This window comes from Flavobacterium sp. 38 (genome assembly GCF_057799715.1).
The window spans coordinates 846047-869736 of record NZ_JBYNWZ010000001.1 but is presented as its reverse complement, the minus strand read 5'-3'; the positions used below and the strand labels follow the sequence as shown (position 1 = coordinate 869736).

Annotated in this window: 18 protein-coding genes and 1 tRNA gene; 6 read left to right on the top strand and 13 right to left on the bottom strand. The window is 34.4% G+C overall.

Annotated elements, in window-relative coordinates; genetic code table 11:
• From AC3E9W_RS03740 to AC3E9W_RS03720, 5 genes are all read right to left on the bottom strand, one after another.
• Entirely contained in the window at positions 1–363 is a 363-nt protein-coding gene (locus AC3E9W_RS03740) for an S-adenosylmethionine decarboxylase family protein (protein ID WP_488766949.1), read from the bottom strand.
• A 362-nt stretch (positions 364–725) separates the two neighbouring features.
• A complete protein-coding gene (locus tag AC3E9W_RS03735) occupies positions 726–1493 on the bottom strand; it encodes a hypothetical protein (RefSeq protein WP_488766947.1) in 768 nt (255 codons plus the stop codon).
• Entirely contained in the window at positions 1465–2307 is an 843-nt protein-coding gene (locus tag AC3E9W_RS03730; RefSeq protein WP_488766946.1) for a DUF7946 domain-containing protein, read from the bottom strand. The genes AC3E9W_RS03735 and AC3E9W_RS03730 overlap by 29 nt, the downstream gene beginning before the upstream one ends.
• Before the next feature lie 212 nt (positions 2308–2519).
• Positions 2520–2606: transfer RNA gene (locus AC3E9W_RS03725), tRNA-Ser, on the bottom strand.
• Between the two features lie 55 nt (positions 2607–2661).
• Entirely contained in the window at positions 2662–3531 is an 870-nt protein-coding gene (locus tag AC3E9W_RS03720) for a LysR substrate-binding domain-containing protein (protein ID WP_306154684.1), read from the bottom strand.
• A 90-nt stretch (positions 3532–3621) separates the two neighbouring features.
• On the opposite strand from AC3E9W_RS03720, the gene AC3E9W_RS03715 reads away from it, so the two are divergent.
• A complete protein-coding gene (locus AC3E9W_RS03715; RefSeq protein WP_456891217.1) occupies positions 3622–4866 on the top strand; it encodes an MFS transporter in 1245 nt (414 codons plus the stop codon).
• A 139-nt stretch (positions 4867–5005) separates the two neighbouring features.
• Here AC3E9W_RS03715 and AC3E9W_RS03710 read toward each other — a convergent pair whose 3' ends face one another.
• The 6 genes from AC3E9W_RS03710 to AC3E9W_RS03685 form a co-directional block, all read right to left on the bottom strand.
• Positions 5006–6034, bottom strand: a complete 1029-nt coding sequence (locus AC3E9W_RS03710) for an asparaginase (protein ID WP_488766943.1) — start codon at positions 6032–6034, stop codon at positions 5006–5008.
• The gene (locus tag AC3E9W_RS03705) at positions 6024–7160 is read right to left on the bottom strand and encodes a 1-acyl-sn-glycerol-3-phosphate acyltransferase (protein WP_306154679.1); all 1137 of its coding nucleotides are present in this window, start codon (positions 7158–7160) and stop codon (positions 6024–6026) included. The genes AC3E9W_RS03710 and AC3E9W_RS03705 overlap by 11 nt, the downstream gene beginning before the upstream one ends.
• A 63-nt stretch (positions 7161–7223) precedes the next feature.
• Complete coding sequence (locus tag AC3E9W_RS03700; RefSeq protein WP_306154677.1) at positions 7224–8012, bottom strand: TatD family hydrolase; 789 nt, start codon at positions 8010–8012, stop codon at positions 7224–7226.
• A gap of 394 nt (positions 8013–8406) precedes the next feature.
• A complete protein-coding gene (locus AC3E9W_RS03695) occupies positions 8407–10116 on the bottom strand; it encodes a S41 family peptidase (RefSeq protein ID WP_488766941.1) in 1710 nt (569 codons plus the stop codon).
• A gap of 505 nt (positions 10117–10621) precedes the next feature.
• Entirely contained in the window at positions 10622–11347 is a 726-nt protein-coding gene (locus AC3E9W_RS03690; RefSeq protein WP_488766939.1) for a tetratricopeptide repeat protein, read from the bottom strand.
• A gap of 100 nt (positions 11348–11447) precedes the next feature.
• On the bottom strand, positions 11448–11933 hold the full coding sequence (locus AC3E9W_RS03685) for an RNA polymerase sigma factor (RefSeq protein WP_488766938.1): 486 nt from the start codon (positions 11931–11933) through the stop codon (positions 11448–11450).
• Positions 11934–12064: 131 nt separating this feature from the next.
• On the opposite strand from AC3E9W_RS03685, the gene AC3E9W_RS03680 reads away from it, so the two are divergent.
• From AC3E9W_RS03680 to AC3E9W_RS03660, 5 genes are all read left to right on the top strand, one after another.
• The gene (locus AC3E9W_RS03680) at positions 12065–12364 is read left to right on the top strand and encodes a hypothetical protein (protein ID WP_488766936.1); all 300 of its coding nucleotides are present in this window, start codon (positions 12065–12067) and stop codon (positions 12362–12364) included.
• A gap of 350 nt (positions 12365–12714) precedes the next feature.
• A complete protein-coding gene (locus tag AC3E9W_RS03675) occupies positions 12715–13689 on the top strand; it encodes a hypothetical protein (protein WP_488766934.1) in 975 nt (324 codons plus the stop codon).
• A 111-nt stretch (positions 13690–13800) separates the two neighbouring features.
• The gene (locus AC3E9W_RS03670) at positions 13801–15753 is read left to right on the top strand and encodes a PKD domain-containing protein (RefSeq protein ID WP_488766932.1); all 1953 of its coding nucleotides are present in this window, start codon (positions 13801–13803) and stop codon (positions 15751–15753) included.
• Positions 15754–15954: 201 nt separating this feature from the next.
• Positions 15955–18582 (top strand): CHAT domain-containing protein, encoded by a 2628-nt coding sequence (locus AC3E9W_RS03665; protein ID WP_488766930.1) that lies wholly within the window; start codon positions 15955–15957, stop codon positions 18580–18582.
• Complete coding sequence (locus AC3E9W_RS03660; protein WP_306154660.1) at positions 18552–18989, top strand: retropepsin-like aspartic protease; 438 nt, start codon at positions 18552–18554, stop codon at positions 18987–18989. Before AC3E9W_RS03665 ends, AC3E9W_RS03660 begins: the two co-directional genes overlap by 31 nt.
• A gap of 66 nt (positions 18990–19055) precedes the next feature.
• Here AC3E9W_RS03660 and AC3E9W_RS03655 read toward each other — a convergent pair whose 3' ends face one another.
• Positions 19056–20306 carry a TCR/Tet family MFS transporter gene (locus tag AC3E9W_RS03655; RefSeq protein ID WP_488766927.1) on the bottom strand — a complete coding sequence of 417 codons (1251 nt, stop codon included), beginning with the start codon at positions 20304–20306 and terminating at the stop codon, positions 19056–19058.
• A 121-nt stretch (positions 20307–20427) separates the two neighbouring features.
• Positions 20428–23604 (bottom strand): efflux RND transporter permease subunit, encoded by a 3177-nt coding sequence (locus AC3E9W_RS03650; RefSeq protein WP_488766925.1) that lies wholly within the window; start codon positions 23602–23604, stop codon positions 20428–20430.
• Positions 23605–23690: the final 86 nt, after the last annotated feature.

The window sequence follows — 23690 nt, the reverse complement described above, 5'->3', positions numbered from 1 at the left end:
TTAACGGTTAATTTCAAAATCTTTAATAACTGCTGCATCAAAATACGTAACATAATCAGCCATTACAGCACGCACTTTTGCCGAATTATCCTGAAGATAATTGCACAAATAAACGTCTAAAGTCAACTGATTGTATTCTGGCCAAGTGTGTATACAAATATGCGATTCTTTGAGGCAGTACGAAATCGTAAAACTATCGTTATCAAAATCGTGAACCACTGCTCCGACCTTCTCAAGCTCATATTTCTCCAAAATAGAATTGGTAACCGCAACAAAACCTTTGCTGTCTGTAAGCTTCGAGATTTGGCCGACATGTAGAGTAACCAGTTTATGCAACCCTGGCGAATAAGGAGGTAAATCCATCAAATTATTTGTATTACACAGGAGCCAAATATATAATATTTCTGTAATAAAAAAATGCGGGAAGCCGTATTTTTAGAATAACTTTTTAGGACTATGTTTTTATAGTTTTGATGTTTTTTAAGGAGCAGAAATTTGAGTTTTCAGGACAAGTGTAGTCCCGTCCCGATAGCTATCGGGACTATATCTTTTATGGTCTCGTTAAAGAAACGAGACCATAAAAGGATGTCGCTTCTATCGGGGCTAGATTAGAGGTTTTTTGTTTTTATAACACCTTAGCCAACACTAAAAGGGAAAAATATTAAGATCTTTTTTTGATTTGCTCATATGCTTAGAATAACGACAATATGATTAAAAAAGATTAATTATAACCAATTCAAACTAGTTGTATAAAAAATTTCTTTTATCGTCATCCAAATTGTGATAATTATAAGTAAAATTATAAATACAAATTCTTTATTTCTGAAAACTATATCTTTTTTAAACAGATACAAAATAGTAATTCTCGTAGTTAAAAGGATTATAATTATTGACCATAAAATATAGATCGATTTCTTATGGTTTTTTGTTTTCAAATTGGTTACATCCTTAAAAACAAAACCTCTTTTAGTGCCTTTGACTCTAGACTCTAACTCAAATGATGGAGAATGCTTATCTGTAATTTTTGTATACAAAATATTAAAGCTTACACCATCTCCTTCTTCAAGAGCTTCATCTTCTGAAAGTTTAACGATAACCTTATTTTTATCTATAAACGATTCAAACATTAAATCACTTCTACTTTTTTTATCAAGAGAAACCGATAAAATTTGTATGCTATCTTTTGAATAAAATTTTATTGGTTTAGATTCTATAAACTCACTATGATCAATATAACTAGATCCATCATTCCAAATTACAAGAGTTGTAAAATAAACATTATTAACCTCTTGTTTCTTATATAAAATTTTCAAATTTGAATCAGATTTTTTAGCAACCAATTCTGGTGAAGTATTAAAATAAGAAGGGCTTTTATATGAAATTGAGATAAAATAGAAAAAAAAACCAGATATTATACTAAAAATTAGCGCAAATATTGGGTTAGATAGGAATGTCCAAATTTTCTTAGCTAACTCTTTGTTGAGCGTTATCATTTCTTTCAACTTTTTTAATTATATATCTTTTTACATGTCCTGAATTACTTTTTATCACATCAATTGTCAAAAGAATTTTACCTTCTCCTACAACTTGATTGGCAGCATGAAGAGACCAACTTAAAAGTTGTTTTTCTTCTTCAGTTAAATCTTTATGGCAATGAAACGATATTGTTTTACGTTCTGCATCATCATAAAACCTTCCTATACCACTTATATTATTATATTTTGTTACATTCCCAATGACATTTACACGCTCTTCTGCCTCATTTTGCGACATGACGTAATCAAACGTTTCACTATTAAATCTTAGTACGGTTCCAACCCTTGGTCTTTTTATTTCAATTTCTATATTTCGATCATTCTGGATTGGCCTATGAATTAACTGCAAAGGATTCTCCAATGCATGTTCGATCTCCTGAGCTAAATATTCATTATCCCTCACAATCTTCCTTGTAGTGCTCTGAGTTAATTCACCTTCTTGTCCAGTAGCTTGTTTCCAAGTAAATTCAATAAAATCCCAAAAAGAAGCAACTATCACAGAGGAACCAACTGCTAAAACTGCTGGATCTTCAAAAACAATAGTGACTAATTCAATAAAACTTCCCTTTTTTGGAGGATGTAAATAAAACTTGACATTTGGTATCTTGTCAACTCTATTTCTGATTGCCCCATCATTGATTAAAGCATGTGATGTAATTCCCAATGCTTTAGCCAATCCATGCATTGACGAAGCCGCATCATATAAATCTAATAAACTTTCATCTGCCTTTCCTCCAGTATATCTTATTGTAAAGTTAACTTCTTTGGACATATTCTAATTTTGTTAAAATTCTTAAACTTTTATATTATTTTACTCAAATTTAAATTAGGATATAGATTAATTTTTACGGCAATCCGTAATTCAAATAAATCTATCAAATTTTCTTGAAATATATAATCTTAATACGAATCTTTATCAAGTATATTTACCTGAATAAAAAAATCCACAGTTTCAATTTTATGAAACTGTGGATTTTTATTTAGCAGAGAAGAAGGGATTCGAACCCTCGATACAGTTACCCATATACTAGCTTTCCAGGCTAGCTCCTTAAACCACTCGGACACCTCTCTATTTTGGTCTGCAAATAACACAAAAAAATATGACTTTACAAAAGTAAAATAGAAGTTATATGCTTTTTCTAAATTCTTCCATAAACAGTTTTACCGCTTTTTTCTGATAACTGCCAATTGTCAGCATAAAAGCCTCTCTTTTGGTTGCAACACCTGTAATTTGTATCGCTTTGAGATCATCCCAGCCCTTTAATGCTTTTTCAGCAACTATGGTCGACCAGTCACTGTTTTCTACCATTTGCAGCAGTGCGTGAATAGAATGCAGTTCGATCGAAATCTTGGGTTTCATGTTAAACTTCTGGAATAATTCTTCGACAAATTCTCTTGAGTTCGAACCTTTTCCAGGCAAAATCAGCGGAATTTCTTCTATTTTCTTAAAAGCAATTTTATCTAAATGCGCCAAAGCATGATTTTTAGAAACCGCCATCACCATATTCGATGTAAACAAAGGCACTTTTAAAATCGGACTTTCAATGGTATGCGACGGAATGACCAGAACGACATCAACATCATTATTAATCAATTTTTGCTCGAGCGATTCTGTGGTGCCGTATTCTACAATAATTTTTAGGTTTTTATATTGTTTGGCAAATGTATTGACAACAGGCAGAATCAAGAGTCCGAAAATATAAGTCACGCCAATTCTGAGTTCGCCGCCAATCATTTCATTTAAATCTTCGATCGCTTGTTTTCCATTCTGAACATTCTCGACTACTTTTTTCGCATGAATCAAAAAAACCGAACCTGCTTCTGTCAATTGCACTTTCTTGCCAATTCGCTTAAACAAAGGCATACCAAGCTCTTCTTCGAGTTTTTTTATTTGCTGCGAAAGTCCCGATTGCGTTACAAAACACAATTCGGCTGCTTTGGTAAAGTGCAAAACCTCAGCCGTTTTAATAAAATATTCCAGTTGATAGATTTCCATATTGATAAGTTTTAATACTTATTATCAGTAAAATTATTAATTTTTCTAATGCTATCATAATCCCGACCTTTGTATTAAATATTTAGAGTCATGTTTAAAGCCTTAAAATCAAAAAACTTCAAGTTATTTTTCTACGGTCAATCTGTATCAGTTATCGGAACCTGGATGCAGAAAACAGCCGTAAGCTGGATGGTCTATAGCATTACAGGATCTGTTTTTTTATTGGGTTTGGCAACTTTCTTAAGTATGATTCCGTCTTTGTTTTTAGCGCCTTTGGCAGGAAGTATTATTGGACGCTACGACAGACACCGCGCCATGATGGTATTACAGTCTTTGGCAATGCTTCAAGCTGGGGCTTTAGCTTTGCTTATTTATCTTAAAATATACAATATCAATTTCATATTGGCATTGAGCCTTATTCAAGGAATTATTAATGCTTTTGATATGACCTGCCGCCAAACCATGATGATCGATATTGTTGACAATAAAGAAGATCTTCCAAACGCGGTGGCGCTTAACTCCACTTTAAACAACTTTGCCCGTATTGCAGGTCCTGCGCTTGCTGGGATTATTTTGCATGAATATGGAGAAGATATCTGTTTTATCGGAAATTTTGTGAGTTATGTTCCTGTTCTTATTTCGTTAATGATGATGAAAATTACACCGCATATCAAAACTGAAAACAAACTAAACATGATTGACGATCTTGTAGAAGGTCTTGATTATGTGAAAAAAGAAACCGAAATGGCCCGAATGCTCATGATGTTAACCTGCAGCAGTTTATTTGTAATTTCTTTTAATACTTTGATGCCGGTTTTTGCCAAAGATATTTTTAACGGAAATGCAGAAACTTTCAGCTGGTTCGAAAGCGCTGCCGGAATTGGTTCCGTTTTATCTGCCATTTATCTTGCCAATTTAAAATCTGCAGAAAACATGAATAAATTGATGATCGCAGCAAGTTTACTTCTAGGTTTCAGCGTAATTATTTTAGCGGTTTCAAGCAGTATCACAATCGCTTTGATCTGTATGACGCTAAGCGGAATCGGAATGATGGGTCAAACTTCTTCTATCAACATTTACATTCAGACGCATAGCGCTGTAAATATGCGTTCTAGAAGCATCAGTTATTATATGATGGCGTATCAGGGAATGATTCCTGTGGGAAGTTTGATTATTGGGTATGTTTCTCACTCTCTTGGCGTAAGAGCTACCGTTGCTATTCAGGGAATTATTTGTATTCTTTCTGTGATTGTTTATGTGTATTACAAAAAACATAAAGCTACGGAGGAGGATTTGGAAACTTGTCCTGTTCCTTACGGAAATTCCAAAAAATAAATTCCAAATTCCAATTGAATTAAACCATATAAGTCATGTAAGTTTTTTTTAAAACAAATGCGTCTAACTTTGACAAAGTTAGACGCATTTGTTCAGTTACTTAAACTGAACTTATATCACTTATATGGTTCAAAAAAATTTACGAAATCTCACCACGAAGAGCAGTTTCGAAAACATCTTTAAACTCGTTTTGAGGAATTTTATGTCCAAGCAGATACATTAATTTTGTAATTGCTGCTTCTGTAGTAATGTCTTTTCCAGAAATAACGCCTAAAGATTTTAGGGCTGTGCTGGTTTCGTATTGCCCCATGTTGACGCTTCCGCCTGAGCATTGCGTTACATTTACGATATGCATTCCAGATTTAATGGCTTTTTCAATTAAGTTTAAAAACCAATCTTCGGTTGGTGCGTTTCCTGAACCGTAAGTTTCCAAGATAATTCCGCGTAGGCCAGAAGTTCCAAGAATTGAAGCTAGAACAATTTCGCTCATTCCAGGGAACATTTTAATAATGGCAACGTGATTGTCTAAGTTTTTATGAACGATCAGTTTTGCATTTTTATTTACAGGAAGAAATAAATGTCTGTTTAGTTTTAAATGAACGCCAGATTCTACCAATTCAGGATAATTGGGTGCCGTAAAAGCTCTAAAATGTTCTGCATTTACTTTAGAAGTTCGGTTTCCGCGGTACAATTTATATTCAAAATACAAACAAACTTCTGTAATCACCGGTTTTCCGTTTTCTAAAAGCGACGCAATCTGAATTGCTGTAATCAGGTTTTCTTTGGCATCGGTACGCAAGTCTCCAATTGGCAATTGCGAACCCGTAAATACAACTGGTTTTGCTAAATTCTCTAGCATAAAACTCAATGCCGAAGCAGAATACGACATCGTATCTGATCCGTGAAGGACTACAAATCCGTCAAAAGCGTTGTAACTTTCCTCAATAATTGTGGCAATTTTGGTCCACATTTGAGGATTCATATTTGAAGAATCTATTGGGTGCTCAAAAGAAATCGATTCGATTTCGCAGTCCAATTGTTTGATTTCTGGAATTTTCTGAATTAATTTACCAAAATTGAAGGCTTTGAGCGCTCCAGTTTCAAAATCTTTGCTCATACCGATAGTTCCTCCGGTATAAATCAATAGAATTTTAGCTTTAGATGACATCTTGGTATTTTAATTTATTGACAACAGGATTGGCATACATGGCTAAAAACCCTTGTCTGGTAACAGGATTATCGCTTCCGATTCTCATTTCTAAACGACGTTCAAATAACGACTTTTCGCTTTCTTTGTATTTGTCAGCAAATCGGTCTGTTTCGTTTAAAATATCATAAGCAATAAAATTAGTTGGCCACAATTGATAGTTTTTCAAGATAACATCATCAATAGTTTGTGCCAAAGCTTGAACTTGCTTGTTTGCATTATCATTCTCAGCTACAATCTGATCGATTTCGGTATCTAAAACATCTCCGACAGAAATATGTATTCTTTTTTTAGTTCCCATGATACCACTTATAATGGTCATGAAATCTTCATTTTTATCTTTTACGTAAACTTCGTTGTTGGCTTCTGCCATCAATTGCGGCATTTTCAGTACATCCGTCGGATCATATTCGTAAGAAATAGAAACCGGAACGATTCTCAATTTCTTAAAATAATCCATTAAGTTTTCTTCGTCAGAACCCATTCCGATCATTTTTAAAACTCCAGGATTGGTTTCGTCATTTCCATCTTTTGTTCTTCCTTCTCTTTGTGCAATCCAAACCGAGCGGTTTTCGCGAAGCAGTAATTGCCCCATATATTCAGCCAACAACTTAGAACTTTGCAACATTTCACGAGGCGTTAATCCTCTTAAAACCAAAAAGTTTCGGTTTAATTTCGCTAAAGTTGCCAAGAAAGCTTTCTTTACTAGATTGTCTCCAATTGCCGAAGCTGTCATTACCAAACCATGTTCGAATAAACATACATTTAGTAAAGTGGTGTCCAAAAGAATATCTCTGTGATTTGAGATGAATAAATAAGAAGTATTAGGTTCTAGTTTTTCAAAACCTGAAGTCGTTAAACCTTCAGAGCTTTTTTCTAGGACTTTCTGAATTGTGTTATAAATAAAGTTGCATTGAAAATCACGAATCGAGTGTGTTTTCTTTAATTGTTCCTTCCAAACCTCATCTTCTACTTCCGGAAAAGTAAAGTTCATCATGGTTTTCATCATCGGATGATTAACCACACCATGAAGTGCTTCATTTATTTCGGAATCATAAAAAGGTCGAATGGCATCAAATTTCTGCATTATTTATATAGATTTAAGTGGGCAAAAGAACAAAAAAAAAATTAAAGTTTTGTAAGGCACAGGTTAAATCCCAAAAACGTCTTTTGAGTTTTGGGTTGTAATTGTTGCGATTTCTTCTATAGAAACTCCATATATATCGCTCAATTTAGCAATAACGTTTACCAGATAACTGCTTTCGTTTCTTTTTCCTCTATAAGGAATTGGCGCTAAATAAGGAGAATCTGTCTCCAAAACGATATGTTTTAAATCGATTTGATTTAAAAACTGATCGATTTTTCCGTTTTTAAAAGTCACAACTCCACCAATTCCTAATTTCATATTATAAGAAATAGCTTGCAATGCCTGTTCTAAAGTTCCGGAAAAACAATGAAAAATCCCAAACAAATCTTCAGATTTTTCTTCTTCTAGCACTTCAAAGATTTCATCGAAGGCTTCTCTGCAGTGAATTACAATGGGTAATTTGTATTGTTTTGCCAGCTGAATTTGTCTTTTAAAAGCAATCTGCTGTTCTTTTAAATGCGTTTTATCCCAATACAAATCGATTCCGATTTCGCCAACTGCATAGAATTTTCTTTTAGATAATTCGGTTTCCACATGCGCCAATTCGTCCAGATAATTATCTTTCACGTAAGTGGGATGCAAACCCATCATCAAAAATATATTTTCAGGATAATTTTTCTCTAAATCGTACATAGACTGCGTTGCTGCAGCATCGATTGCAGGAATAAAAAAACGTGTAATTCCAGCGTTTATAGCGCGCTGAATCATTTCGTCTCTATCCTGATCAAATTCTTCAGAATATAAATGTGTGTGCGTGTCGGTAATAATGGGTGTTGAATTCAAGGCTTTCATTTTAAAACGCCAAAATTACGACAATATTAAAAGAATAGCAATTCTGGAGTTGGAACGCAGATTTTACAGATTCGCTTTCGCGAAAGCGCAAATGAAAAATGGATTTTATTTTTTTTGTTATTTCTGAAAGAGAATTCTATGCATCGTTAGACTTGACAAGTTTTTAAAACCTGTCAGGTCAAGACGCCAAGTTGTTGCGAATTTTTCCTCTCGCAGATTTTGCAGATATGGCGGATTTTCACACACCGTTTGTCTTCCTGAGCGGAGTCGAAGGATCTCATGCTGCGTCTACACATTGTGGTTACTGCACTTGTCCTTCGACTCCGCTCAGGAAGACAAAACTTTGTCGAGTTACTTGCGAAGATCCCTCGTACCTCGGGATAATCGCGATTTCTTAGTTTTTAAGATTTTCCAGATTCTTGATTGTTGCTTGCTGCTTTTGAGAATCTTGTGTTTTTAATTCTCCTTTTTCTATAAAAGAAAGCGCTTTTTCTAAAACCTCATCTCGCCCTTCTTGAATACCTTTTATGGTTGGTTTAACTTCAATATCAGGAACGATTCCGATTCTTTGTGTTTCTCGACCGTCTGGATAATAAACACCCATTCCAGTAAAAGCAGTATGAAATCCTCTGAAATCAAACTCAAAATTATTTCCATCTGTTCCCGCTGTCTGACTTCCTATAATAGTCGTATTTCCTGCCGTTTGAAAACACATTGCCGTCCATTCTGACTGACTTATAGAATCTTCGTTAAGCAATACAATCACTTTTCCTTTGTAATGATCTTTGTTGGCAAATCCAGCTTTTCTTCCTTCTTCAAAAACAAATCTACCTGGATAGTTTAAACAAGGATATGTATAATCGCAAAATTTCTTTTCCTCTGGATTCAAAAAATCTGAAATCTCTTTAAAAGTTCCTTTTGGATAATTTCTCATGTCAAAAACAATTGCTTTTGTCGATTTGAGATTCTCTACCATATCAGGAACATTTTTGGGTTTAATTTCGCCCATATTAACATAGCCGATATTGTTCTCCAGAAGTTTAAATTTATCTTTCTTTTTCTGCGCTCCTTTTTTAAATTCATTTCTGTGTGAATCATGGTAATTAAACCATTTCATCGTTTTTGTTTCGTATTTTCCGTTTGTTAAAAATTCTACTTTAACATTTTCAGATTCGCTTTTTAGTAAACTAGCAATAATTCTATTTTGATAAGAAACTTCATTTGAAGCACTAACAACATCCCTCTTTTCTTCAATAAGCTCTTTAATCGTTTTATTGTTGATCTTGGTAATTACGGTTCCAATTTTAATATTATCAGCTTCAGCTAGACTATCCCCTAAAATCTCAGTAATGACTAGCTTTTCATCTATTATTTTACCTGTTGCAGGAAAATAAAGTGGGCTTTTTACAGTTGTTGCATCTGGATAAATGTGAAACATAACATGACTGTCATTTAGTTTTGTACTCATTTTTCTTAATGCTTTATTAAACTCATCCGAATTTTTCGCCTCAACCATAGCAGGAAGTATTTCATTTAAAGTAATATCCCATTTTTGATCCATAACATATTTATATGGAAAAAAATATTCTATTGCATTCCAATAAGCAAATGTCATTAAAAGCCTGTTGTTTTTATTACTATAATCAAGGTCAAAGTAATTTTTAACCGTTTTAAAAGCATCAAAATCAGGACTAAATTCTTCATTAGCCTGATATCTATTTTCTTCAATAAATTTCAATTTTGCTGAAAGATTTCTAGAAAATAAAGCACTTGTATTGATCCACGATAAATCAAAATTCTTATCAAAAAACTTGACATCTTTCGGCTCAGGAATTGGTGCAATTAACGGCACTTCTCCTAAAGCATCTATCCAGTTTGAAATTACCAATGAAAACTCTTTTCTGGTTTGCGCCTTTTCGACTTTTGGCAAAATGTCTATCAATTGCTGATCCCAATTAAATTCTCCTGCGGCAACTTTTGGATGATAATATTTTAGAAATCCCCAGACTTTGCACGTTGTGGCAAGTTTTTCTGTTTCGGTAACTTTTTGGCTAAAGATAAATTGAGAAAAGATAATAAGAAAAAATAAGGTGATTTTTTTCATGCAAGGTTTGGGATTGGTTTGAAAAAGTTTTGGGAAACTTCATTTTTTAATTCCGTCGAATGTAGGAAATATTTCAAAACAACTATTACGGTTTTCCTCAAATTATACTGAAAATTAGCACACTAAAAAGCATCTAAAAGATTCGCTTTCGCGAAAGCGCAAATAAAAACGGACTATTATACCTTGCTAAAAACAAAAAACCTTTGTCAAAGCTTAACTTTGACAAAGGTCTGAACAATAATAACCTATTTTTGTTATTCTAACGAACGAAGGACCTCACAAGAAGCTTCGAAAAAGAAAACCCCCATTTTTTCTCTCGATCAGCTAGTGCGATCCCTCGTTCCTCAGTACGACAAACAGGTTTTTAATTTACCTGCTCCTATAAATAGCAAAGTGCGTTCCAAACTTCATTTTCTCTAAAAAGAAAATCGAATTTAGAACTAAAATTCCAAATTCGATTGAGGTTTCCCGTATTCTGGGCATTTTTTTTACAAAAAGTTGAATTTTATTCCAATTCTTCTAATAAATGTTCCACTTCATCATAATCTTCATAATCCTGTGAGATGGTTTCTAGAATTGCTTTACACTCGGCATATTTTCCTTGTTTTAGCTTAGACAACGCCAGATTCCACTTTGCTTTTTCTTTGAAAACAGAATTTCCTGCTTCTAATTCTTTAAAAATAGTTTCAGCTTTTACATATTTGTTTACCTGCAATAATGAAACACCGTAGAAATATTTAATTTCTAGTGAATTATTTTCTTTCAAAATACTTTCAAAAAGTGGAATTGCTTTCTCATATCTTTTTCCATTAAAATCATTTTCTGCTTTTTTCAAAGTTTCTTCAGACACGCCTCTCTCCGTAAAATAAGCACTTTCTGGATGATTGTAATCTTCAAAATTTGGATAATGTTTATAATCAAAGAAAAATAGTCCGAACATAATAATTACCGATGCTGCAACGGCAAAATACCACGGCTTAAGCGATACGACTTTTTGTTTCTTTTTATTGAAATATTTATCTGAAATTCGAGTCAGATTTTCTTCAAAAGCGGCTCGCTCCTGTTCTTTTCCAAATTTATTTTCCAGCTGAAAATGCATTTCTTTGAAACTTTCAAACTCCGAAGCCAGTGTAGCATCTTCAGAGAGCTGTTTCTCAAAATTGTTTTTTTCATCAACGGTCAGTTCGCCTTGAAGATATTGGTCAAATAATATATAGCGTTCTTCGTTCATGATTAATTGTTTTTTAAAGAGTTAAAATTTTTCGCTTCCTGAATCCATTGCGTTAATTGCCCTGTGCACAACGATTTCTTTTTTCGGACATAACCGTAAGTTACGTTGAGTTTTTGCGCCACTTCTTCATCGATTTTAGAGAAAAACTGAGTTTCAAAACTTCTTGACATTTCTCTCCCAGTTTCTGAAACATGGTTTCGAAAAGCTTTTGTTTTTCATCAAATTCTTCTGCTTGAGCAATCAGTTCGTGAGCAGATTCATTGATAGATACCACATTCTCATAAATTGTTACCCCTTTATTGGCAGAATTTTTCAATTCGTTCAGCCAGCGTCTTTTGCATAACAGGAAAAAATAGGCATCAAATGGGCAAGTCAGCTGAAGTTTTCCGGCTTTCGCCTGATTAAAAAGCAAAATCATGATTTCCTGAATCACATCCTGCGCATGATCTTTGTCACCAGAATTATTAGTGATAAACTGGACAACTTTTGGCGCGAACTTTTTATATATCATTTCGATAATTACAGAATCGTTTGCAGCAAGTCCGTCGATATATTTTTGATCAGGATGAATTTTATTTTGATCCATAAAAAAAACATTTTACAGCTAATTTAAAAAAAGAATCTTAAAAATCTTTAAAAACGAGAGGTAACAATATTACAATCAATTGTATATATCAAAACAGAAGTCTTTTAAAAACCTTTAAAAAATTAAAAGAAATGGAAAGTTACCAATTTATTACTGAAAAAAACATAGATCGATTTTACGAAATAATCGCCGCCAAAACTCGCAGCGGTTTTGTAATTACAGAACAAAATGAAAAACTGCCTTACGTTGTTTTGTCTAAAGAAAAGAAAGCTGTAAATCATCCTTTTCATTTGTTTCTCAGCATCATTACTTTGGGTTTCTGGTTGATTGTATGGATTTATCTCACTATTACATTTTCTCGCAAAAAAGACATTTTGGTTGCTGTTGACGAAGATGGAAATCTATTTGAAGACAAATGCATTTCTGTTTAATTTTTTAAACACATAGAAACATAGGTTTTTATACTGTAGAAAGAATATTATAAGAAACTAGTTTCTAACACATAGCCTACACCATTTTTACTATGTGAATTTAAATTAAGTGAAACGCCTTTTTTAAAGACTCCTAAAAACTATGATTCTATGTGTTTAAAAAAAAATGAGCATTAATGGGGTAACAATTTTTCAGTCTAATTGATATAACACTATAAAAGCCTTTTAAAAAAAATTCAAAACAAAGGGTAACAAAATCAAACCCAAATTGATTTACAAATAAATATAACAACCAAAATCTGAAAAACCACTTGATAACAATCAAGCCAGATTTATAAAAACTAGAAATTATGAAAACAAATTTTAAAACAATCGGACTTTCACTTTTATTACTGATCTCTTTTGCAAGCTGCGATAATACCGACGGAGATGACATCAAACTTTCGCCACCAACTGCTGGAGCTTTTAAAAGCATTAGTGAAAAAGGAGTAAAAAGAAATACACAAAATTTTACGATGACAGCGGGAAATGGCGTTGTAACGCTAACCTCAGCAAAGGGTGTAAAGCTTTACATTAATGGAGATTGTTTGACCAAAAACGGAAATCCGGTTACAGGTCAAGTCGATATAGAATACATTGAACTTTTTGACAAGGGAAATATGCTGGTTACCAATAAACCAACAATGGGAATTATGCCCGACGGAAAGAAAAATCTTTTAATTTCTGGAGGAGAATTCTTCATCAAAGCAACTCAGGGGGGAGTCGAATTGCAAACTTCTTGTTCGTTGAGCATGATTGTTCCAACGGCGCTAACTGACGGATATGACAACTTAATGACTTTATGGACTGGAGTTATAGATGAAGATGGTGAACTGGCTTGGAGAGAAGCCAATGCAAATGGTGATGGTAAAGGCGGCGTACAAGGCGAAGGAAACAATTATTATGTAACATTCGGAAACTTTGGATGGACTAATGTTGACCGTTTTTACAACGACCCGAGACCAAAAACAACTATTCTGGTTGATGTTCCAGACGGCTACAACAACACAAACAGCGCCGTATATCTTTCTTATGATGGAGAAGGCACAAACGCTCTTGCCAAATTGGACACTTATACTGCCGAAGGATTGTTTAGCGAACATTACGGACAAATTCCAGTTGGTTTAGCTTGCCATATCATTTTTGCAACGGAAGATAATGGAAACTGGCGTTATGCAATAAAAGGAGTAACAACAACTGCAAATGCCGTTTACACCTTTACATTGGCCGAAACAACAGTCGGTACAGAAGCTCAATTGGTTGCTGCAATAAATGCCATACAGTAACTTACAAATGCTTTTTTAAGAGAAAGTGATGATTTGCTCATCACTTTTTTTTACATTTAATCTTGTTTTAAAATTGATTCTGAAGATTTTAAAGCCCAAAACTATCTCGTTATGAAACCACAACTGTCTATTTTCTTTATTCTATTTTCTATTCTTGCAATAGGTCAAACCAAAGTAAAAGACACCATAACCCGAAGAGCCAATATCGGTTTTACTCAAAACGGAAATCAGGTTATTTTTAAACCCGAAACACCGCCTTTGATTCCGATTGCGGGTGCGCCAAAACCAAGTTATTCGTATTTATGGGAACTTGGCGACGGGCATTACAGCAAAGAAGCCGAGCCGAAACACGTTTATAAAAAGAAAGGCACTTACACGACAAGACTTGCCGTAACGAATAATTATGACAACGGAAAACCGCCTGCAACACGGCCTAAAAAAGTTGCTGTAAACGATATTACCGATACCAATTATAAAGACATTGCTTCTATTGCAGACCAAAACGGTTTTGCGATTATTAAAAACTGCGATCCAATTCCAGATCAGGAAATGGTAGTTGTAGTGAGTTACCAAAATCTCGAAAATTATGTTTCGAGCGGAAAGCTTTATTTGTTTTATAATGAAAAGCAATTCAAACACAACAATTTCGAATTAAGCGATTTTAGAACGTATGCGGGCGAACGTGAAGTTCAAGAAAAATTGGTCGCTTCGACTGACGATCTCAACGATTCGAATGCTTTTTTGGCTTCCGCCGAAGGGAATTTCAAAACTAAAAAATACCGCAATACCACAACAGAAGAAGATTTGGATGCTTCGCTTCTAGATGCGAATAAAACCTATCATAATGTTTCTATTTTAGAATTTGATGAGGCCAATCCTGGAGAAACGCGAAATGTTTTTTACACTTTTAAAACGACTCCTGAAATGATAAAAGATACGAGTGCAACAGTTACCATGCGCGGTATTTTTGTACCGAATCGAAGCTATAAAAATCATAAGGTGAAAAATCTGGAAATGGAAATTGTAACTTCTCACGATCCAAACAAAATGGGATCCAACGGAAGTTTTATGAATTACAGATTGGTGCGTTTTAAAAGAGTAAATTTCAAAACTCGTTTTCAAAATAATGGTGAAGGTCCGGCGCGAAAAATCCGTTTAGAAACAGATATTCCCGATATGTTTGATAAAAAGACATTTCAGATCGAAAGCATGTATCCAGAATGTCCGATTTGCCCAAAAGGCGAAGAACCAACTGTGAGCTGTCTCGATACGATTATCAAACAAAAGCAGATTATTTTCACTTTCAAAAACATTTATCTGCCAGGAACAGAACAAAAAAATGTGCATGAAAAAGATTCCACCAAAGGCTTTGTCAAATATTCGATGAAGTTTGGCGAGGATTTCCATAAAGTAAAAACCAGAAGCCGAACAGCAATTATCTTTGACAAAAACGAACCTATTATAACCAATTATGCCACGACAAGATTCTTGCCAGGAATTTCGATTGGCGCCAAAGCAGGTTATAATATTTATCCAGATTTAGATAAATCTACGAGCTATTTTGTGGGCGCGACGCTTTCGCCTTTTAAATCCTATCGTTTTTACTGGCAGGTAGAGTGGGAAAATGCTTTAAACCAATATAATAGTGCTGTAACTGTTGTTGATGCCTTTAACACCAATGCCAACGGAACGCGTCAATTGGTGCGTACGACAACTTCAACCGAAAACAAAAATATCAATTGGGAGATTCCGATTTTGATTCGATATAACATTAATAATTATATCGGAATTGGCGCAGGAATTCAGGCGAATGTCAATGTATCGTCTGAACAAAATCAAACAATTCAGGTGGATACTTACGAAGGCGACAAGGAAAATTTCTTGATTAGCACCGAAACCAGTTCAAACAAAATAAAAAACACGTTTACCGATTATAAAGCGGGGCTTCTATTTGATCTAACGGCTGGTTTTGCCCGAATTGGTCCGAGTCTGGGCGCGCGTTATGTGATGAATTTCGAACAGAATTTTAATTATATTCAGCTTTATGGGATTTGGAAGTTTTGATTGGTTACGCAGAGACACACAAAGTTTTTTGCCACAGATTAAAAGGATTAGAATGATTTTTTATACTCTTTGGCTAAAGTTTTGCCACGAATTTCGCTAATTTTCACTAATTTAATTTGTGCTAATTCGTGGCAAAAAATCTCGGCGAAACTTTGTGGAAATCCTTTGGGAATCTCTGCGAAATAAAAAAACAACTTTAATATGAACTTATATCGCTTATATGGTTTAATATTTTTCCTCTTGACAATAAATGGTTTCAGCCAAAGTCAGGAAGAAAAAATCTACAATGCGATTGATAGTTTTACTGCAAAACCTTCCGCGGAAGCGTTACAAAATTTGAGAAATACAGAAAGTGTTTTTTGGAAAAGTGCCAAACCGAAAACTAAAGACGAATTACTGGCAATTGTAATTCTTAATTGCAATAAGGCTTATTATGAAAATCAGTTTGGGCAGACTTTAGATGCGGTAAAAAGCTATGAAAAAGCTTGGATGATTTATCAGAAGAATAAATTAAAAAACTACGATATAACTGAATATTGCCTTAAACCTTTGGGCAATTTATATACGGTTTTGGGCGATTATGAAAATGCCGAAAATAGCATCAAACAATATTATTTTATTGCCAGCAAAGAAAAAAACGAAACGCAGAAAATTTCGGCGATTCTCAATTTATCCAACGTTTATCAAAACACTGGAAATGTTGAAAAAGCTATTGATTTAATTGAAAAAACACTTCAAACTGAAAAGCTTTCTCCTACTCAAAAAGGCATTTTATACAATAATTTAGGGGCTAATTATTTATTAACGAATGTTGGTTTTGTTGTAAAATATAATGTAAAGAATGCCGAAAACTCTTTTTTAAAAGCAATTTCTTTATTGAAAAAAGATAAATCTCAAAGTGAAACTTTAGCGAATGCGTACCGAAATTTAGCCAAACTAAAAATGGAGCAAAACGATCTGGAATCGGCTTCAGTATTTTTAGCGAAAGCGAATATCGAATTTCAGAAAACGGTCAAAGAACCGCGCAAAATAGCGCAATTGTATTATGAAACTGCTTTTTTGAATTTTAAGCAAGGAAAAATTACCGAAGCGAATCAGAATATTTCAGCTGTTTTTAGGACTTTGATTCCAAATTACAACTCGAAAAATATACTTCCAAATCAGAATTCGCTTTATGCAGAAACCGTTTTATTGGATGCTTTAGATTTACAATCAGAAATTTATTTAGCAGAAAATAAACCCCAAGATGCTTTGAAAAGTTTTGCTCTTTCATTTCATATTGAAGAGTTATTACAGACACTTTTGATCTATGAAAATTCTAAAATCGTAACCCAAATCAGAAACCGAAATCGAACTGAAAAGTGCATCGAGATCTATTATTCGCTTTATCAAAAAGAGAAAAAAACGAGTTATCTGGAAAGTGCTTTTTTACTTTCGGAGAAAACAAAATCGGTTGTTTTAAAAAATCATCTTTCGAATACATCGTCCCTTTCGAGAGAACAAAAACTGATTTTACAGCAAATGCAAAATTGGAATACGACAATTCTAAAAGAGCAGCAAAAATTGGAATTGGCGGACATTTCTAAAATAAATGAAGCTATAAAAAAGCAAAACGAATTGATGTTATTGCTAAAATCAAAAACCACTAAAAACAATGCAAAATCTCAAACTAATTTTGATTTGCAACAACTTTATGAGAAATTAGAAAAAGATAAAGCGATATTGGTCGAATACTTTTTTGGATCGCATTCTATTTATAATTTTACTATTGAAAACAGAAAGATTAAACTTTATACAATTTCATTAGAAGGTACAGGATTTACTAAAATAGTTGGCTTTATTAATTATTTTAACGACGCAAAGACAGTCGCAAATGATCCTAAAAATTATAACCGTTTTGGGAATAAAATTTACAAAGAACTTAAAATTCCAAAACCTAATCACCACAAAAATCTTGTTATAATTCCAGATGGGATTTTAGGTTTTCTTCCTTTCGAAGCTTTAATAACGACAACATCAGAGACAACCAATTTTGCTAAAATGCATTATTTATTGAACGATTTTGATGTGGCATACAATAATTCGGCCGAATTTTATTTGAATTCTATTTCGCTTTCGAAAGGAAAAAAATCCGTTATAGGAATTTTTCCAATTTTCGAAAACACTAATTATGAACTGCGTTTTTCTAAGAATGAATTAGAGTCGATTAGGCATAATTTTGATGGTCAGTGTTTTGAAAATGAAAAGGCAACTTTTTCTAATTTTAAAAATAATGCCGTTGGAAAATCGGTTATTCATTTAAGTACACACGCTTCGGCAGGAGATTTGGAAACTCCTGCTAGCATTAAGTTTTCTGATCAGGAAATCTTATATTCTGAGTTATATAATTTACAACTCCAACCCGATTTGGTTGTTTTGAGTGCCTGCGAAACAGGAATTGGAAAATTGTTTAAAGCCGAAGGTGCCATGAGCGTAGCAAGAGGTTTTCAGTTTGCAGGCGCGCAGAATCTTTTGTTTTCTTTATGGAATGTGAATGATTATACAGCTTCCGTTCTCATGGATTATTTTTATAAAGAAATAAAACACAATTCTTCTTTTGTACATGCAACAGCAAACGCGAAGAGAGCATTTTTAAAAGATGAAAATATTCCGAATGCGAAAAAACCACCCTATTATTGGAGCGCTTTTGTGTATTATGGAACTCTAGAAGCACCAGAGAAATCTTCAAATTATATCTTCTATATCATTAGTTTTTTGGGTGTAATTGCTTTATTTTTGATATTTAAGAACAGGGATAAATGGAAAATCTTCACAAAATTCTCAAAATAGAGAAGTACAAAAAAATAAAGTTTAAAATTACCAAAACACAGCATTTGCAGATTAAAGCCAAGATTAATGGCATTTCTGGAATTTTCATTTTAGATACGGGCGCATCCAATACTTGTGTGGGTTTTGAGTCGATTGAGCGTTTTGAACTTTCTGCAAAAAACTCTAAAACAAAAGCTTCTGGAGCTGGAGGAACTGGAATGACTACACAGATTTCGTCTGAAAACAAACTGCAGTTAGGAAGCTGGAAAAGCAAAAATTTCAGTATCGTTATTTTTGATCTTTCGCATGTAAATGAAGCTTTAGAATCTTTTAAAGCTAAACCTGTTCATGGCATAATCGGCGCCGATGTTTTATTGGAAGGAAAAGCGATTATTGATTATTTTAATCATTACGTGTATCTTAAATAAAAGGAAATTCCAATTTTTTAAATCCAAATTCCAAATAAAAAGCCTTCTTGTTGAAGGCTTTACTATTTATTCTATTTCTTGTTCTACAATTTCTGTTTTTGAAACCGAATGCTTTTTCAACGAAAAATAAGCTACAACCGTACTCAACAGCATTAAAACTCCACCCAAAATAAAAGATGCTCCTGCAAATTTGAAAGGTGCATCTTCATGAGTGAAAAAGTAAAAGGTATTGGCCATCATGGGCGGACCAATGATTGAAGAAGCGCTCATTAAACTGGTCAGAGTTCCTTGAATTTCTCCTTGTTCGCTTGGTGCTACTTTACTTGCCACAACGGATTGTAAGGCTGGACCGGCAATTCCTCCAAGACAGTACGGAATTAAAAAAACAAACATCATCCAGCTTTCTGTTGCAAAAGCAAATAACAGCATTCCGATTGTATATAAGGCCAGACCTATATAAATGCTTTTCTCGTTTCCTATTTTCGGATTGATGTAACGAACTAATCCGCCTTGTACAACTCCAACCAATAAACCGATTATTCCTAATGAGATTCCGATCATTCTTTCATCCCAATTAAATTGATAGATGGTGAAGAAGCTCCAGTTGCTTTGAACGGCGTGAGAACCTACATACAACAGAAATATTGCGGCTATTAATCCGATTAATGTTGGGTGTTTTCTTAATCCTAGAATTGCGCCGATCGGGTTGGCGCGTTTCCAATCAAACTCTCTTCTGTTTTCTTTTTTAAGTGATTCTGGTAAAATAAAAAATCCGTAAAGAAAATTCAGCATACATAAAACCGCTGCGGCATAAAACGGAACTCTTGATCCATATTGACCTAAAAGTCCGCCAATAACAGGTCCAATGATAAATCCCAATCCAAAAGCAGCTCCAACTAACCCAAAGTTCTTAGCTCGGTTTTCAGGCGTACTTACATCGGCAATATAGGCTGATGCTGTTGTAATACTTGCACCCGTAACTCCAGCAATAATTCTTCCTATAAAAAGCCAGATTATAGTTGGCGAAAATGCTAATAAAATATAATCTAATGAAAATCCGAAAAGCGAGATTAATATAATTGGCCTTCTTCCGAATTTATCACTTAAATTTCCAATTACAGGGGCAAATACAAACTGAGTTATCGCATACGCGAAAGTTAACCAGCCACCTATTTTTGCGGCTTCGCTGATGTCTCCATGAATGAGTTCTTCTATTAATTTTGGAATTACGGGAATAATAATTCCCCATCCTGTAATGTCTATTAACATGGTTATGAAAATAAACCCAATCGCTGCAGACTTATCTTTTTGTAGCATAATACATTTTAAAAATGAAGTACAAATAAACGAAAAATCCCAAATTCCAATTTAAGGAATCTGGGATTTTTGTTTGAAATTCCGAATTCGGGTTCGGAATTTCTATTGAAAATTAAAACTATTAATGTGTATGTTTCGGATTAAAACCGTCTTCGCTTAATTCTGTATGCTCATAATCGGCATGCATTTCAGCTTCGTAATCGATTTTTTCTCCTTTAGAGAACTTACGGATAATTTTCTCCATAATTTCATAGATTACTGGTACAACAATCAAAGTAAGGAATAATGATGAAATCAAACCTCCGATGATTACCCATGCTAATCCATTTTTCCACTCAGCTCCTGCTCCAGATGCTAATGCAATTGGGAACATACCGAATACCATCGCAATTGTTGTCATCAAGATCGGACGTAAACGCGCGTGGTTTGCCTGAATCAAAGCTGTTCTGATAGACTCACCAGCAGCTCTTCGCTGATTGGTATAATCGACAAGCATGATCGCATTCTTACACACCAGACCAATCAACATGATGACCCCTAAGATAGTAAAAATATTCAATGTATTGTTTGTCAACGCCAATGCAAATAAAACCCCAATGAACGAAAGCGGAATTGCAAACAATACCACAAACGGGTGAACGAAACTATCATAAAGACCAACCATTACAAGGTAAACCAAAATAATAGCGGCTAATAATGCAATTCCTAAAGTACCAAAACCTTCAGATTGGTTCTCTTGGTCACCACCCCAGATGTAGTTAACTCCAGTTGGTTTTTGCAATTTATCCAGTTTTTCCTGCCATTGCTGTACAATTGTTCCTGCTGGTACCCCAACGTTCTGACCTTGTACCGTTACAGAAGCAGTTTTATCTCTACGCTCTAATTTACTTGGTCCAGAACCTTCAGTAATGGTAGCGAATTGGTTTAATTTAATCTGCTGACCTGCATTGTTTATGAAAATCAAGTTACTAACGTCTGTGATATTTTTTCTATCAAATTCGTTGTATTTGATGTTGATATCATATTCGTATTCACCAGCTCTAAATTTACCGTCAGTGTTACCACTATAAGCAGTCTGCATGGTTAAACCAACTGTTTGAAGCGTTAATCCTAAAGCAGCCATTTTATCTCTATCAACTTGAACGTTGATCTCAGGGTTTCCGTCCTCAACTGTTAATTTAATCTCAGTTGTTCCAGGAATGGTACGTAATTCAGCTTCTGCCATTTTTGCAAATTTCATCGCGCTTTCTACGTTTGGACCTGTTACGATCAAACCTAAAGTTGCATCTTCAGCAGTTCCTAAGATACCTACCGGTACCGTTTTAACTTTAGCTCCAACTAAAACTTTTTCTAGTTTACGTTTTACTTTTGCAGCATAAACATTCGCGTCATCTGTACGATCTTTTTGTTCGATCATTTTTACGTCGATCTCAGCTTTGTAAGCCGTTGCCTGAGCAGCTCCTAAACCTTCACTGGTTTGTCCTACAGTTGTAATCTGGCTGAAAACGTATTTTTCTCCTTTTAAGAAAGCTTCTGCCTTTTGCGTCATAAAGTTAGTCTGCTCTAATGATGCGTCTTTTGGCATCTCGATTTGTACTAAGAACTCCCCACTATCAGATGATGCGAAGAACTCTCCTCCAATGTATCCGCCTCCCATTAACCAGAAGATCGTTCCAAAGAACATGACAATGATAGCCACCATTGTTTTGATATAGTGATCTAAACACCAGTTTAGTAAGTTTGATACCCAGTTTGTAAAACGAGTTAAGTAACTTTCGAATCCAAGAATGATTTTTCCGAAAAGGTTTTTACCTTCAATATGCTCTAGTTTTCCAAAACGAGAAGACAACCATGGAATAATTGTAAATGAAGCCAATAATGAGAACATTGTAGAGATAATTACCGTAACACAGAATTGTGTAATAATGTTCGATACTAATCCTGTACTCATTGCAATTGGCAAGAACACCACCACAATTACTAATGTAATCGAAGTTACAGTTGCACCAATTTCGGCAGTTCCGTCATAAGCAGCACGAATTCGGCTTTTACCCATTTCCATGTGTCGGTAAATGTTCTCCAATACCACAATCGCGTCATCCACAAGAATACCAACAACAAGAGATAAACCAAGTAAAGACATTAAGTTAAGCGTATAGCCTAATAAATAGATTCCGATAAATGTTGCGATCAAAGATGCTGGAATAGATACCATTACGATCAATGAGTTTCTAATACTGTGCAAGAAGAACAACATTACAAATGCTACCAGAATAACCGCAATTAACAAGTCATGTACAACAGAATCTGCTGCTTCAAGAGTAAAGACTGTACTGTCTTTTGCCACTTCTAATTTCAATTGAGCCGATTTGTAATCGTTCTCTAATGTTTTAATTGTTTTAATCAACTGCTCACTTACCGCAACGGCATTCGCATCTGATTGTTTTACAATTTGAAGTACGATCGCACTTTTCTGATCAACACGCGCAATTTTCTCCGCGATTTTTTGTGTATCCTGAACATCAGCAATATCTCCTAAACGAATTTGAATTCCGTTTTGAGAAGAAACTACTAAGTTTCTTAATTCGTCAACGTTCTTATATTTACCCGCTAAACGGATTAAGATTTTTTGATTTCTAGTTTGGATATTTCCTGTTGGGAAATCCAAGTTTGATGTCAAAATAGTTTGCTGTACTTGAGGAACAGAAAGTCCGTAACCTTGCATTTTAACAGCATCCAAGTTTACTTGAATCTCACGCTCTTGACCACCAATAATATTTACCTGCGCCACCCCTTGTACACGAGACAAAACTGGAGCAATCTTTTTATCGATCAAATCGTAAAACGCTGCTTCGTCCATTTTTCCATTCGCGCCAAGCGTCATAATTGGTAAATCACTCAAAGAGAATTTAGTCAAGGACGGCGGATCTGCATCGTCTGGAAGATCACTTAAAATCGCATTAATTTTACGTTGCGCATCGTTCATCGAAATATCTACATTGGCAGTAGAAAGTAATGTGATCGATACTACAGAAAGAGATTCGTAAGATTTCGAATCGATTTTCTTGATATTTTCTAAGGAAGCAATCGCGTCCTCAATTTTCTTAGTAACCGTGTTTTCAACCTCACTCGGAGAAGCTCCAGGATATACAGTTGAAACCGTAATTACGTTGGTTTCGAATTTTGGGATCAGCTCGTAGCCCAATTGGCTGTAACTGAACAATCCACCTAATGTCAGAATTGTAAACAATACAATTACCAACGACGGACGTTTAATGGATATTTCGGCTAATTTCATATATTTTTTTATTTTATTAAGTCCTTAGTTTTTAGTCCCTAGCGGTTAGTTTTTGGCTAATTCTAAGGACTAGGTACTTTGTACTA

Bases quoted from the DNA above. Each gene is read 5' to 3' on its own strand.
- AC3E9W_RS03715 (WP_456891217.1), top strand. From the start codon at position 3,622: ATGTTTAAAGCCTTAAAATCAAAAAACTTCAAGTTATTTTTCTACGGT.
- AC3E9W_RS03720 (WP_306154684.1), bottom strand. From the start codon at position 3,531: ATGGAAATCTATCAACTGGAATATTTTATTAAAACGGCTGAGGTTTTG.
- AC3E9W_RS03695 (WP_488766941.1), bottom strand. From the start codon at position 10,116: ATGAAAAAAATCACCTTATTTTTTCTTATTATCTTTTCTCAATTTATC.
- AC3E9W_RS03680 (WP_488766936.1), top strand. From the start codon at position 12,065: ATGGAAAGTTACCAATTTATTACTGAAAAAAACATAGATCGATTTTAC.
- AC3E9W_RS03700 (WP_306154677.1), bottom strand. From the start codon at position 8,012: ATGAAAGCCTTGAATTCAACACCCATTATTACCGACACGCACACACAT.
- AC3E9W_RS03705 (WP_306154679.1), bottom strand. From the start codon at position 7,160: ATGCAGAAATTTGATGCCATTCGACCTTTTTATGATTCCGAAATAAAT.
- AC3E9W_RS03740 (WP_488766949.1), bottom strand. From the start codon at position 363: ATGGATTTACCTCCTTATTCGCCAGGGTTGCATAAACTGGTTACTCTA.
- AC3E9W_RS03660 (WP_306154660.1), top strand. From the start codon at position 18,552: ATGGAAAATCTTCACAAAATTCTCAAAATAGAGAAGTACAAAAAAATA.
- AC3E9W_RS03690 (WP_488766939.1), bottom strand. From the start codon at position 11,347: ATGAACGAAGAACGCTATATATTATTTGACCAATATCTTCAAGGCGAA.
- AC3E9W_RS03730 (WP_488766946.1), bottom strand. From the start codon at position 2,307: ATGTCCAAAGAAGTTAACTTTACAATAAGATATACTGGAGGAAAGGCA.
- AC3E9W_RS03665 (WP_488766930.1), top strand. From the start codon at position 15,955: ATGAACTTATATCGCTTATATGGTTTAATATTTTTCCTCTTGACAATA.
- AC3E9W_RS03685 (WP_488766938.1), bottom strand. From the start codon at position 11,933: ATGGATCAAAATAAAATTCATCCTGATCAAAAATATATCGACGGACTT.
- AC3E9W_RS03650 (WP_488766925.1), bottom strand. From the start codon at position 23,604: ATGAAATTAGCCGAAATATCCATTAAACGTCCGTCGTTGGTAATTGTA.
- AC3E9W_RS03710 (WP_488766943.1), bottom strand. From the start codon at position 6,034: ATGTCATCTAAAGCTAAAATTCTATTGATTTATACCGGAGGAACTATC.
- AC3E9W_RS03670 (WP_488766932.1), top strand. From the start codon at position 13,801: ATGAAACCACAACTGTCTATTTTCTTTATTCTATTTTCTATTCTTGCA.
- AC3E9W_RS03655 (WP_488766927.1), bottom strand. From the start codon at position 20,306: ATGCTACAAAAAGATAAGTCTGCAGCGATTGGGTTTATTTTCATAACC.
- AC3E9W_RS03675 (WP_488766934.1), top strand. From the start codon at position 12,715: ATGAAAACAAATTTTAAAACAATCGGACTTTCACTTTTATTACTGATC.
- AC3E9W_RS03735 (WP_488766947.1), bottom strand. From the start codon at position 1,493: ATGATAACGCTCAACAAAGAGTTAGCTAAGAAAATTTGGACATTCCTA.